A 13,019-nucleotide genomic window follows, 5' to 3' on the forward strand; every position below is an offset into this window, starting at 1 on the left:
TCCTCTTTTTTATCTTAATTTTCAAACGCCGGTAATGCACCAGCATAGCTTCTATAAGAAATAGAATATGACTATTCTTTAAATCTACCCTTTATGAATTCTGCATAAGAGCGAGGATACCTGGAAGCGCTTTCCCCTCCATCCATTCCAAAAAAGCTCCTCCTGCAGTTGAAAGATAAGTAAAATCATTGGCAACACCAGCATAGTTAAGTGCAAAAACAGTATCTCCTCCTCCGGCGATCGACACCAATTGTCCTTTTTTACTGCGCTGTGCTGCATGACGTGCGACCGCAACCGTTCCCTGATCAAAAGGAGGCATTTCGAAAACGCCAATAGGCCCATTCCACACCAGAGTAGCAGCTTCATCAATCACGTCATTAATACGCTCAACAGAGCGCCCACCAATATCGAAAATCATTCCATCATCAGGAATATCCATAATATCATAGAGATGATATGGCGTATTTTTTTCAAAACGAAATCCAACGACTGCATCCACTGGTAACAAGAGTGTACATTTGCATTTTTTTGCTTTTTCCATAATCTTTAGTGTGGTCTCTATCAAAGCATGCTCACACACAGACTTGCCAACACAAACACCTTGTGCAGCTAAGAAACTGTTTGCCATACCACCCCCAATCACCAAATGATCAACCTTTTCAACCAAATGATCGAGTACAAAAAGCTTACTTGAAACCTTAGCACCTCCAACAATAGCGACCACTGGTCGTATTGGATTACCAAGTCCTTTTTCCAATGCCTGTAATTCACCTTGAAGAGAACGTCCTGCATAAGAAGGCAATAAATGGGTTATCCCCTCTACTGAAGCATGAGCACGATGAGAAACTGAAAAAGCATCATTGACATAAAGATCAGCATTATGCACCAAAGCTTCAGCAAAAGAACGATCATTTTTTTCTTCACCCGAATAAAAGCGAACATTTTCAAGCAGCAAGATGGAACCATTTTGCAACTTATCAACCGCCATCTGGACTGACGCACCAATACAATCAGGGATAAAAGAAACTGGATGATTGGTTATTTTTTCTAAAGGTTCGATAATAGGATGCAAAGAAAACTCCAATTCTACCTTTCCTTTAGGACGACCACAATGTGAAAGAAGAATAATCTTAGCACCACGTCTTTGCAGCTCCATTATTGTTTCTTTATGCCGCTCAATACGCGTCTGATCACATACCTTACCTTGCGACATTGGAACATTAAAATCCACCCGCAAGATAACACGTTTTCCAGCAACATCCACATCATCCAGTGTACGAAAACCCATCACTGCTCCCTTTTCACTTTCTATCGTTTCAAACAACTGCACCTTTTCTATTTTCTCTTCATCTAAAACGAAAGAAATCTGCTATACTATATCTCTTAGCAAAAATTGTTAAACCTCGCCTTCTCAAGCTGCATGTTTTTGTGCCTTACCTGGAGGAAAACCGCCTTACTGTTTTTACAAAATATCATATTCAGGTTTCTTTAATTCCCAAAACTTTCTTCTTAAATTGCCAAAACTTTTTTCTTAAATTGTTTGAGCAAAAACCAACGCAGTATCAACCATACGATTTGAAAAGCCCCATTCATTATCATACCAAACCAAAACACGACAGAATTTACCATCAATGACCTTCGTTTGCTCATTATGGACAATAGCTGAATGCGGATTATGATTAAAATCACAACTCACAAGCTTTTCTTCGGTATAATCCAAAACTCCCTTGAGTTCTCCCCGTGCAGCCGTTCCAATAACCGCGTTAATTTCTTCAATTGTTGTAGAATTCTTAGCTGTAAATGTAAAATCAACAACAGAAACATTAGGGGTTGGAACACGGATTGACACACCATCAAGCACATCCCTTAACTCTGGCAAAACCAGCCCCACAGCTTTCACAGCCCCTGTTGAGGTAGGGATCATAGAAAGAGCTGCGGCACGAGAACGATAAAGATCGCGATGCATTGTATCCAAAACAGGTTGATCCCCTGTATAAGAATGGATCGTTGTCATAAAGCCTCTTTCAATCCCAATCGTATTGTGCAGTACCTGCGCAACAGGTGCCAAACAATTTGTTGTGCAAGAAGCATTTGAAACAACCAGGTGCTGTTTGCTTAAAGATTGGTGATTAACCCCATAAACCACTGTTAGATCTGCACCTTGAGAAGGAGCCGAAACAAGAACGCGCTTTGCTCCTGCTTCTAGATGAGCACTGGCTTTATCACGCGAAGTAAAAACACCTGTACACTCTAAAACAATATCAATATTCAAATCTTTCCACGGCAATTTTGTTGGATTCTTCTCTGCTGTCACTTTTATCAAGCGCTTTTCGACCTCAATTGCTTCACCGACAACTTTAACCGTTGCAGGGAACCGCCCATGAACTGAATCATAGCGCAACAAATGAGCATTTGTTTCCACTGCTCCTAAATCATTAATTGCTACGATTTCGATATCTTTTCGACCACTTTCCACAACAGCGCGCAAAATATTGCGTCCAATTCTTCCAAATCCATTAATTGCAACGCGAACAGTCATTTTACATTTTCCTTACTAGTTTTCTTAAGCTCATTTTCAACGGCAGCTACCACATTCTCACAAGTGATACCAAAATGTGTATAGAGTGCATCAATTGTTCCACTCATCCCAAATCCATTCATGCCAATAAATATACCTTCACAACCAATGAAACGATCCCATCCTTGTCGCACAGCAGCTTCGATTGCGATTTTAATAGGTGCATTACCAATTAAAGCACGCTGATACGAAAGAGACTGTTGATCAAATAGTTCAAAACAAGGCACAGAAACCACACGTGTTGGAATGTCATTTGCTTCTAATACGGCATGAGCCTTCACGGCAATTTGCAATTCTGAACCAGAAGCAAACAAAGTCACTTTAGCATCATCACTGGCTGTTAATAACTCATAAGCACCCAGCATGCATAAATTTTCTTCCTCATATTCTTGACGCAAAAGCGGTAAATTTTGTCTGCTTAAAGCCAAAGTAGAAGGTGTTTTGCGTGATTTTAAAGCCAATTGCCAACATTCTACTGTCTCCACAGCGTCAGCGGGTCTAAAAACGAAATGATTAGGCATCGCACGCAAAGAAGCCAAGTGCTCTACTGGTTGATGAGTAGGCCCATCTTCTCCAAGACCGATTGAATCATGTGTCATAACATAAATGACCCGCAACCCCATGAGAGAAGACAAACGCATTGCAGGACGCATATAGTCAGAAAAGCATAAGAAAGTTCCTCCGTAAGGAATAAAGCCTCCATAAAGAGCAAGACCATTCATGACCGCTCCCATAGCATGCTCACGAATTCCATAATGGAGATAACGCCCTGAAAAATCATCAGCGGAAATAGCTTTCATCTGAGAGCTTTTTGTATTATTGGATCCGGTTAAATCAGCGGAACCACCGATCGTTTCTACAACGAGTTCATTAATAACTTCGAGAGCCATTTCAGACGCTTTGCGCGTAGCAACAACAGGACAATCTTCCACCAATTTCTTTTTATAAGTATCAATTGTGTTATCCAATCTCCCGACAAGATCACCCCGCATCAATCTTTCAAACTCCACCCTCTCTGACACAGGGGAATTAGCTAATTTTTCTTCCCATTTCTGACGTTTTTTAGCAGAATTTAGGCCTGCTAAACGCCAATTATCAAGAATATCAGCGGGAACAACAAAGGGCTCTGCACTCCACCCTAAGGAAATACGTGTTACAGCAATTTCCCGTGGTCCTAAAGGTGCACCATGAGCTTTACTGGTTCCTGCTTTATTTGGCGCACCAAATCCAATAATTGTTTTACAGGCGATCAAAGTTGGTTTGTCGCAATCGCGTGCAGCTTCAATAGCTCGTGCTATTGCTGCTTGATCATGCCCATCCACTCTTATTGTATTCCAACCAGAAGCCCTAAAACGCGCTATCTGATCAGTACTGTCAACAAGAGAAATATCTCCATCAATTGAAATATTATTATCGTCCCACAGCACAATGAGCTTACTTAATTTAAAATGACCAGCGAGTGAAATTGCTTCTTGAGAAATCCCTTCCATCAAGCATCCATCACCGACCAGCGCATAGGTATAATGATCCACTAGATCACCAAAGCGCGCGTTATGCAAGCGCTCTCCAAGAGCCATGCCCACAGCATTAGCCAGCCCTTGCCCGAGTGGCCCGGTGGTTGTTTCCACCCCTGCAACATGCCCATATTCTGGATGACCCGCAACCTTTGATCCAATTTGGCGAAAATTTTTAATATCATCAAGGGTAATATCTTCATAACCAGAGAGATACAATAATGCATAAAGCAACATAGAGCCATGCCCAGCTGATAACACAAAGCGATCACGGTTTGGCCAAAAAGGATTTTTAGGATCATGAGCAAAGAACTTGGTAAAAAGAACAGTAGCAATATCAGCTGCTCCCATTGGTAAACCAGGATGGCCAGAATTTGCTTTTTCAATCGCATCAATCGCAAGAAAACGGATAGCATTGGCCATCTGATTTTGTTGTTCAGTATTTGTCATGAATGATAGACCATTTTATTAAACTCATTATTTTTTACGTTTCTTAAGTTTCTCAAGAATACTATTCAATTTTAGCGTGTATTTTTTGTGACCAATTAAGTAATCGTTCTCACAAATTCTCTACACATATACCATTTATGCCAACAATATTAAAAAATCCAGCTTTTAATTAACATGTGTCCCCTGCTTTGCTTGCCAAAATAGCTTACATACTTAAAAATAAAAGAAATGATTCGTTTTTGCATCAAGGGCTGATATAAAGGTATAATCATCCAAAGGATATAATCGCCATGAACCAAGAGACTACGGTTCTACCATATGCCTTAGAGCAACTAGAAAAGGCACTCAGAACTCTAGAGATCGCTGTTATAAACCGTAACGCTGTTATTGATAAAAACAACGAATGGGAAGAAGAAATTCAACAAATGAACGCTGATCGTAGCCGTCTTGCCCAAGAACTCGATAAAACTGAAGCTCATATTGAGCGGCTAGAGGAAGTAAATAAAGAGGTTTCCAAACGATTAATTAAAGCGATGGAAACGATTCGTATAGTTATTGATAGATAAAAAAGGTTTAAATGCATGGAAACCGTTTCCGTCACAATTGATAGCAAAATTTATCGTATTGCTTGTGATAAAGGACAGGAACATCATCTTATAAGGCTTGCAGCTCAATTAGATAAATATATCGCACATCTGAAGGAAAATTTTGGTGAAATTGGTGATAATCGTTTATCGATTATGGCTGGCATTATGATTATCGATGAAATGGAAGAAATAAAACAAGAAAATAAAAAATTACAAGAAAATTATAATGCTCTCTTACGACAACATCATGAAAGAGATCGCACCATGAGCAAAATTATGCGAGACACAACTGAAAGAATTGAAAAGCTCACTCAACAATTACTCAAAGACAATCAACAAAACACAGAAGACCTTTCAGAGAAAGAAAATCTCTAAACACACTTTTTTTTGAAAAAAATTCTATATTCCCGGGATAATCATAAACAACATATCTATTTAAAAGCTAAATGCCTTTTAAATATTATAAAGGATATATGAGCATTTTATTAAGCACTTTTTGTTCCATCATGAGAAACAGAAGCGATACGCAATAAATTCGTAGCACCAGGTGTTCCAAAGGGGATTCCAGCGGTAACAATAAACTGATCTCCTCCATGACAAAACCCCTCTTGAAAAGCAATTGCTGCCGCCCGATCAACCATATCATCCAAATCCTTTGCATCTTCAGTGACAACACAATAAAGCCCCCAAACTAAAGACAAACGCCGCGCTGTTTCAACAATGGGTGATAAAGCAATAATTGGTCTATTGGGACGCTCACGGGATGCACGTATCCCTGTTGTACCGGAAGCAGTGTAAGCAATAATAACTGCCAATTTAAGTGTTGCAGCGATCTGGCGCGCAGCAAGAGAAATTGCATCTGTTCCTGTTGACTCTGGTATAGGGTGTTGCGCACAAACTATAGCTGCATAAGTAGGGTCTTGTTCAATTTGATGTGCGATCCTATTCATCATCAGAACAGCTTCTTCAGGATAAAGACCAGATGCTGATTCAGCAGATAACATCACTGCATCAGTTCCTGCATAAACTGCTGTCGCTACATCTGACACTTCTGCCCGTGTGGGGATAGGTGATGTAATCATTGATTCAAGCATTTGTGTAGCAACAACGACAGGCTTTCCCGCTAAACGACACGCTTTTATGACTTCCATCTGAATAGCAGGAACTCTCTCCAAAGGCATTTCTACACCGAGGTCTCCCCGTGCAATCATAATGCCATCTGAAACATTAATAATCTTTTCTATATGCTCCAAAGCTTGAGGTTTTTCGATTTTAGCCATTAAAGCTACTTTGTTTTTCATTAACTGACGCACCGCTATAATGTCTTCCGGACGCTGAATAAAAGAAAGAGCAACCCAATCAACTGGTTGTTCCAAAACAGCCTGCAAATCATCCTGATCTTTTGGTGTCATGGGACCAAAAGGTAAAATTGTATCAGGGAAACTAACCCCCTTTCGATCAGAAATATGGGTTCCAGAAATAACACGACATTGAATGAAATGACTATCGCATACTTCTGCACGTAATTCTAGCTTTCCATCATTAATCAACAATCGATCTCCCGGCTTAACAGCTGTGAAAACATCCTTATGCGGGAAGAAAACACGCTGTGCATCACCAGGAACATCATGGTCATCTAATGTAAAGCTTTGCCCGACTTCCAAATCCTCTTGCCCTTTAGCAAAGCAACCAACGCGCAATTTTGGTCCCTGTATATCGACCAAAATACCGATTGGCCGACGAACAGTTTTTTCGACATTTCGTATACGTTTTACCAAACAACGCATTGTCTCATGATCAAGATGGCTCATATTAAGACGAAAAACATCCGCCCCAGCTGTAAAAAGCTTTTCGATCATCATAACTGAAGAAGAAGAAGGACCGAGGGTAGCAATAATTTTGACCTTACGTGCACAATTCACGGTGGGGAAACTCCTGGAAAAGCAGAAGGATGAAAAACCGAATCATTGAACAAAGACTTATCAGTCAACTGTACCATCCAGCTGATTTGATTTCCTGTATCAATTTCTTTAAATCCCGCCTTTTGAAACCCCCTTGCAAAACAATCATGAACTCCTTGAATAGTAAATTGACTATCTTTCACACACATCGTTATAGGACCTGGCCAGCTATTCTTTTTGTGAGACCCTTCAGCATAAAGATAATAGAACCGAGAAGAAAGCGCCCCATCAACTAAAGTTTTACATCCTGCATCTGGGATCACCCACCAACCTTCACTTACCCAACCTGACAATGTACGATAACCCAAAGCAACACCAACAGAGTGTTGCGTGTTATTACAAACACGAAAGTCAGCTTTTGCAAAATGCACAAATAAAAATAAGGACAAAGTGCTCAAAAGAAACAGCCCTAACCTTTTTTGCAATAACCATCTTTGTCTTTTGGCAATCACAAAATTACCTTTCTCTATGTATTCTACAAAAATAAATTATCTATCTCTTTATTTTTAAATTTAAAAGACCCTTTATACAGAGGATACATTTTCGCTTTTTCTGTTTTTTATTTCTTTTTTGTCAATGTGCATAGCATAAAATTTTACAAAATATTTAAAGTCAATTTGTAAAAAATAACACAATTTAGTTTATTTTCTGTTTTTCAGGTATCCGTAACACCAGTTTATCGTCAGAAAAACAGCTTAAAACATAGAGTCTGGAGAAAATATAATGGACACAGTGACGGATCAAACACATGCTATCTCTGCAAATCAACTACGTGCTTTTATAGAGCGTATTGAACGGCTAGAAGAAGAAAAAAAAACCATTTCTGATGATATTAAAGAAGTTTACACTGAACTTAAAGGGTCTGGTTTTGACAGTAAAGCCGTTCGCAATATTATACGCCTGCGTAAAAAGGAAGACCATGAACGGTTAGAAGAAGAGGCAATCCTCCAACTTTATAAAAATGCACTCGGCATGAATTAAGCCGAATGCATTTTTTGTTCCATTTCTTCGCGTAAAAGTTCAAGCTCTAACCACTCTTCTTCTTTTTGGGCGCAAGAATTTTTCTTCTCTTCCAGCGCTGTCGATAAACGCTCAAAACGATCTTTATCGCAGCAATACAGTGCTGGATCAGAGAGCTCTTTTTCGATTTTTTGAATTTCGTTCTGCAAAGCTGCAATTTGTTCAGGCAATTTTTTCAGCGCATAAACTTGATTGTAGGACAATTTTCGTATCGTTTTTTTACCTCGAGATGAGACATTTTTTATATGATCCCGCCGCTCACGAGTCTTGGATAACTCTTTACGTTCTAACGATACCTCTTTCCTGCCTTGTACTGCCAGCATATCGCTATAACCTCCAGCGTATAAAGCCCACAGACCATTGCCTTGAGGCGCCAATATATGAGTCGCCGTTCGATCCAAAAAATCCCTATCATGACTGACTAACAATACTGTCCCATCGAAATCAGCAATAAACTCTTGGAGCAAGTCCAATGTTTCCATATCTAAATCATTTGTTGGCTCATCTAACACAAAAAAATTTGCAGGCTGTGAAAGAAGTCGAGCAAGTATCAAGCGAGCTCTTTCTCCACCAGACAACTCTTTGATTGGTGTGCGCCTTTGCTCTGGCAAAAACAAAAAGTCCTTCATATAAGAAGTGACATGCCGCTCTTGCCCATTTATCAAGAGAGTATCACCCCTCCCACCAGTTAAGTACTGCGCTAAAGTTTCTTCTTCATTTAAAATACGTTGCTGATCAAGAAATGCCATGGATAAATTATATCCATGCTTAAGTGTTCCACTATCAACAGATTTCTGCCCGATAAGGATGGAAAGTAATGTTGTTTTTCCAATACCATTAGGACCAACCAGACCAATTCTATCACCACGTTGGATCCGCAAAGATAAATCTTTTACAATGATGCGCTCATCACCATAAGCTTTTGAAATTTTCTTAGCCTCAAGCACTAATTGACCAGATCTTTGACTTTTAGCCGCTTCTAAAAACGCACTTCCGGGTGACTGTTTATAATTTTTTTGTGTCTGTCGGAGTTCTTTTAACGCATCCAAACGCCGCACATTACGTTTACGCCGAGCGGTCACTCCATAACGCAACCATTGCTCTTCACGTTCGATTTGTCGACCCAATTTATGCTGATTTTGTGCTTCTTCTTCAAGCACCTTATCACGCCAACTCTCAAATTCAGAAAAACGCTTCTCTAACCGTATAGCTGTCCCCCGATCAAGCCATATTATTGAATGCGCAACATTTTCTAAAAATCTTCGATCATGAGAAACCACAACTATTGCCGAATGCAAAGAACGTAAAACACCTTCAAGCCATTCAATTGTTGGTAAATCCAAGTGATTTGTTGGTTCATCTAAGAGAAGAACATCTGGTTTTACTGCAATTGCCCGTAATAATGAAACACGGCGCTTTTCTCCTCCAGAAAGCGTTTCCAGTTTTTCATATCCAGAAAAACCGATATCTCTGAGAAGCGTATTTACCCATTGCACATCTGGAACATCACTTAAACCAGCTTCCACATATGTACGCACATCCTCAGCTCCTGTACAGTCAGGATTTTGCGATACATAACGAACAATCCCCCCAGGGTGACGAAAAATCTCCCCTTCACTGGGTTCTGTCATCCCTGCGGCGATTTTTAAAAGCGTCGATTTACCACATCCGTTACGACCCACCAGCGCAATACGCGCTCCCTGCTCTACAGATAAGCAAATGTTATTGAGCAAATGTGTTTTTCCAAAACTTAGAAAAACACGATCAAGCCGCAGCACTGGCACTGTAATCAACGTCGATAACAAGGTGCCTTATACAATACACCTCCTCTGCCCTGATAAGTGCACAATTCTGGCGTCTGCGGAGCTTGAGAACAAGGTGCTTGATACAAGCGCCCACGACCACTACGATAACTGCATAATTCTGGCGCCCGAGGAGCTTGAGAACAAGGTGCTTGATACAAGCGCCCACGACCGCTACGATAACTGCATAACTGTGACTGCTGGGCCATCTGCCTTTTTTGATTAGCCGCAACCCCAGCCACTGAACCTGTAAGAGCTCCAATTGCTGCACCAGCAAGTGCCGCATCAGGAGTGCTTCCAATTGCTGTTCCTGCCAAGGCCCCTATTGCTGCTCCCCCAGTACCATACCGTGCAACTCTCTGTTCACTGACAGAACAACCGACCAAACTGACACTTACAGCTGAAACAGCTGTTATTTTTAAAATTGATTTTAACATATGAAAACCTTTCTTCTTTTAAAGATCAAAATATATCATTCATGTCAGCACTTATTAACCCCCCCCCCTTACCTTACCCGAACATAGCAAAAGAGCTTCACAGAATAGGTACAGACGCCAACAATATAGCTTTTCCAGAACTTAAATGACAAGAAAAGGTTCCACAAATACGATTAGAAAGTGTTAAAGAAGACCCAAAAGATACATTTTTACTCTCAATTGGCCATTTTACCCCTGACAAAGTTAATCCTTGTAAATCAGAAAAACCAATAATGCTAAAAAGGCAGTCATCAGGCAAATCACATACAAAAGGTTTTGGCAAGACTGGCCACCCTTCTTCACAACCATTGGTTAATAATACTGAAATGCCTTTTTCTGCCATCACGAGTGCTTGCGTCATATGAGAAAGAATATGATCGTTTCTGTCTCCTCCAAAAGCACCACATAAAATGAGCCGTTTAGCACCATTTTGTAGAGCTTTTTCACACGCCAGCGCGCAATCAGTCTTATCTTTATCTGAAGGGAAAACTTCACGAGGCACATCTTTATATTGGCACATTAAATCCTGATCAGATGAATCAAAATCACCCAACCATAATTCAGGCACAACATTCAATGCAGCAGCATGACGCATTCCGCCATCGGCTGCAATGACCCTACTATTTTGAATTTGGGAACGCAAACGATCTGTAATACAGAGCTCCCCATTTAACAATATTGTAAATGTTGTCATGCTATATCATGCCTTTCACATCGTAATAGTTTTTCCATTTATTCATAAAGAATAGCTTCCATTTATTTATAAAGAACAGCCATGCTATAGCTAAAGGAATATTTCTAAAAAACTTCTTCATTGCAAAGAGTATAAAAATACGCATAAGATTTGCAAAGAATATAATCAATAAAAGGGGTATACAGTGATCCAAGGAATCAGATTTTTTCAGCAAAGATTTCTTTCCTACATTAGGATCTATCAGGCCTCTCTCATAGGTTTAGCATTTTTTCTTTCTTCCTGTCATAGTACTCTTTCTCCTCATCATACATCTTCCGCTTTACACTCTTCTGAAAGAAGCAAACAACACGCCGAAAATAATGCGTACGATACATTAGGAGCAAGACAACACCCACGTATTTTAAAAATATATGGCGGTGCCTATAAGAATCCAAAGCTTGAAAAGATGTTAGCAAAAATTGTGCATAAACTGACTTCTGCTTCAAAAAATTTTCATCAAACTTATTATGTCACAACTTTGGATTCAGAAAGTGTTAATGCATTTGCTCTCCCAGGTGGTTACATTTATGTAACACGAGGAATGCTGGCGCTCGCCAATGATTCTTCAGAGGTTGCTGCAGTTTTAGCACATGAAATAGCACACATTATCGCCAATCATGGTATTTTGCGCCTGCAAAAAAAAGCAGAGCTCAAACTCAAAAATCGTAACGATACAAATATACTATCACCTTCCAGCACAAACTACCAAGACACGATAAAAAATGAAAAACAACTCGCACAATTTTCACGTAATCAGGAACTACAAGCTGACTCAATTGCGATCGAATTGCTCAACCGCGCTGGATATGATCCATTTGCATCACCCCGTTTTTTACAGTCACTTGAGGCCTATAATGCTTTTTGCAATAGCTCCAGCGACACAAATACTTCGTTAGATTTTTTAGCAACACACCCCACAACCCCTGAGCGAATTCATCTTGCAATAAAAAAAGCCCTTAAAATCAGTAAACCTAACACGGGAATGAGAGATCGTGACGGTTTCTTAAATAGCATTGACGGTACAATTTTTGGTGGTAGCTCTGATAAAGGTTATATTCGAGAAAACCAGTTTATTCATCCGAAATTAGGTATAAGCTTTTCTTTTCCAAATGGTTTTAAAATAACGAATTCGTCTGATGCTGTTTTAGCCAGTAATCCCGATAAAATTGCAATTCGTTTTGATGCAGTGCCATTTTCTTCTAATATATCCGTAAGCGACTATTTGAAAAGCGGATGGATTTCAGGATTAGATGAATCGTCTGTTCATCCAATCATGATACAAGGCTTGTATGGCGCCCATGCCCATGCTTTCAATGAACAATGGCAATTTAACGTGGTCGTCATTTTGTTTAATAACCACGCCTTCCGCTTTCTCACTGCGGCTCCTCATAATTCCCCAAACTTTGAAGCTGTTGCCAAAAGCACTGTTCAAAGTTTTCGTCCTCTTTCATCTTTACAGTTAAGCAGGCTAAAACCTTTAAGAATACATGTCATACGCATTAAAAAAGCAGAAAGCGTTGCAAACCTTTCTAATAAAATGCAAGGGACAGCCCATAAAGAAAAGTTATTTCGCATTATTAATGCACTTCCACCAAACCAAACGTTACATGCAGGCACACGTATTAAAATTATCTCGCAATAAGTGGTTGAACTTTCTTGAATTTTTAACTCTCAATAACAAGAATACATGTAAAAGCAGAAAGCGTTGCAAACCTTTCTAATAAAGTGCAAGGGATCCCATAAAGAAAAGTTATTTTGCATTATTAATGCACTTCCACCAACCTAAACGTTACATGCAGGCACACATATTAAAATTATCTCGCAATAAGTGTTGAACTTTCTTGAATTTTTAACTCTCAATCATTTGCTAAAACTGATGCAATTGCACTTCAACAAAA

The 13,019-nt window shown here is 39.7% G+C and carries 11 protein-coding genes and 1 pseudogene; 4 read left to right on the forward strand and 8 right to left on the reverse strand.

Features of this window, described 5'->3' with window-relative positions; genetic code table 11:
• Positions 1-91: 91 nt before the first annotated feature.
• The 3 genes from V5N68_RS03350 to tkt all read right to left on the reverse strand — a co-directional run bounded on the left by V5N68_RS03350 (position 92) and on the right by tkt (position 4,542).
• Positions 92-1,288: a phosphoglycerate kinase gene (locus V5N68_RS03350; protein ID WP_332065822.1), complete on the reverse strand. Its 1,197-nt coding sequence runs from the start codon at positions 1,286-1,288 to the stop codon at positions 92-94.
• A 243-nt stretch (positions 1,289-1,531) separates the two neighbouring features.
• On the reverse strand, positions 1,532-2,539 hold the full coding sequence (gene gap / locus V5N68_RS03355; RefSeq protein ID WP_332065768.1) for a type I glyceraldehyde-3-phosphate dehydrogenase: 1,008 nt from the start codon (positions 2,537-2,539) through the stop codon (positions 1,532-1,534).
• Positions 2,536-4,542: a transketolase gene (gene tkt, locus V5N68_RS03360; protein ID WP_332065769.1), complete on the reverse strand. Its 2,007-nt coding sequence runs from the start codon at positions 4,540-4,542 to the stop codon at positions 2,536-2,538. The genes gap and tkt overlap by 4 nt, the downstream gene beginning before the upstream one ends.
• A 290-nt stretch (positions 4,543-4,832) precedes the next feature.
• Here tkt and V5N68_RS03365 point away from each other — a divergent pair, with 290 nt between their 5' ends.
• The gene (locus V5N68_RS03365) at positions 4,833-5,108 is read left to right on the forward strand and encodes a DUF4164 domain-containing protein (protein WP_332065770.1); all 276 of its coding nucleotides are present in this window, start codon (positions 4,833-4,835) and stop codon (positions 5,106-5,108) included.
• Positions 5,109-5,123: 15 nt separating this feature from the next.
• Positions 5,124-5,504 carry a cell division protein ZapA gene (locus tag V5N68_RS03370; protein ID WP_332065771.1) on the forward strand — a complete coding sequence of 127 codons (381 nt, stop codon included), beginning with the start codon at positions 5,124-5,126 and terminating at the stop codon, positions 5,502-5,504.
• A 110-nt stretch (positions 5,505-5,614) separates the two neighbouring features.
• Here V5N68_RS03370 and pyk read toward each other — a convergent pair whose 3' ends face one another.
• Together pyk and V5N68_RS03380 are read right to left on the reverse strand one after the other, a co-directional pair.
• A complete protein-coding gene (pyk, locus tag V5N68_RS03375) occupies positions 5,615-7,051 on the reverse strand; it encodes a pyruvate kinase (RefSeq protein ID WP_332065772.1) in 1,437 nt (478 codons plus the stop codon).
• On the reverse strand, positions 7,048-7,542 hold the full coding sequence (locus V5N68_RS03380) for a DUF1036 domain-containing protein (RefSeq protein ID WP_332065773.1): 495 nt from the start codon (positions 7,540-7,542) through the stop codon (positions 7,048-7,050). The genes pyk and V5N68_RS03380 overlap by 4 nt, the downstream gene beginning before the upstream one ends.
• Positions 7,543-7,813: 271 nt before the next feature.
• Here V5N68_RS03380 and V5N68_RS03385 point away from each other — a divergent pair, with 271 nt between their 5' ends.
• Positions 7,814-8,071 carry a DUF2312 domain-containing protein gene (locus tag V5N68_RS03385; protein ID WP_332065774.1) on the forward strand — a complete coding sequence of 86 codons (258 nt, stop codon included), beginning with the start codon at positions 7,814-7,816 and terminating at the stop codon, positions 8,069-8,071.
• On the opposite strand, the gene V5N68_RS03390 is transcribed toward V5N68_RS03385, so the two are convergent.
• The 3 genes and pseudogenes from V5N68_RS03390 to V5N68_RS03400 form a co-directional block, all read right to left on the reverse strand.
• The gene (locus V5N68_RS03390) at positions 8,068-9,900 is read right to left on the reverse strand and encodes an ABC-F family ATP-binding cassette domain-containing protein (RefSeq protein ID WP_332065823.1); all 1,833 of its coding nucleotides are present in this window, start codon (positions 9,898-9,900) and stop codon (positions 8,068-8,070) included. The two genes, V5N68_RS03385 and V5N68_RS03390, sit on opposite strands and share 4 nt — an antisense overlap.
• 68 nt (positions 9,901-9,968) lie before the next feature.
• Positions 9,969-10,349 (reverse strand): annotated as a pseudogene (locus V5N68_RS03395) (YMGG-like glycine zipper-containing protein); the annotation flags it as partial.
• A 97-nt stretch (positions 10,350-10,446) separates the two neighbouring features.
• Positions 10,447-11,082 carry a thiamine diphosphokinase gene (locus tag V5N68_RS03400; RefSeq protein WP_332065775.1) on the reverse strand — a complete coding sequence of 212 codons (636 nt, stop codon included), beginning with the start codon at positions 11,080-11,082 and terminating at the stop codon, positions 10,447-10,449.
• A 184-nt stretch (positions 11,083-11,266) separates the two neighbouring features.
• Here V5N68_RS03400 and V5N68_RS03405 point away from each other — a divergent pair, with 184 nt between their 5' ends.
• A complete protein-coding gene (locus tag V5N68_RS03405; protein WP_332065776.1) occupies positions 11,267-12,763 on the forward strand; it encodes a M48 family metalloprotease in 1,497 nt (498 codons plus the stop codon).
• Positions 12,764-13,019: the final 256 nt, after the last annotated feature.

This window comes from Bartonella eidoli, from assembly GCF_036576145.1.
Taxonomy (GTDB): domain Bacteria; phylum Pseudomonadota; class Alphaproteobacteria; order Rhizobiales; family Rhizobiaceae; genus Bartonella.

What these genes read in the sequence shown, in the direction of transcription:
- V5N68_RS03350 (WP_332065822.1), bottom strand. Translation starts at nt 1,288, where the DNA reads ATGGGTTTTCGTACACTGGATGATGTGGATGTTGCTGGAAAACGTGTT.
- gap (WP_332065768.1), bottom strand. Translation starts at nt 2,539, where the DNA reads ATGACTGTTCGCGTTGCAATTAATGGATTTGGAAGAATTGGACGCAAT.
- tkt (WP_332065769.1), bottom strand. Translation starts at nt 4,542, where the DNA reads ATGACAAATACTGAACAACAAAATCAGATGGCCAATGCTATCCGTTTT.
- V5N68_RS03365 (WP_332065770.1), top strand. Translation starts at nt 4,833, where the DNA reads ATGAACCAAGAGACTACGGTTCTACCATATGCCTTAGAGCAACTAGAA.
- V5N68_RS03370 (WP_332065771.1), top strand. Translation starts at nt 5,124, where the DNA reads ATGGAAACCGTTTCCGTCACAATTGATAGCAAAATTTATCGTATTGCT.
- V5N68_RS03385 (WP_332065774.1), top strand. Translation starts at nt 7,814, where the DNA reads ATGGACACAGTGACGGATCAAACACATGCTATCTCTGCAAATCAACTA.
- V5N68_RS03400 (WP_332065775.1), bottom strand. Translation starts at nt 11,082, where the DNA reads ATGACAACATTTACAATATTGTTAAATGGGGAGCTCTGTATTACAGAT.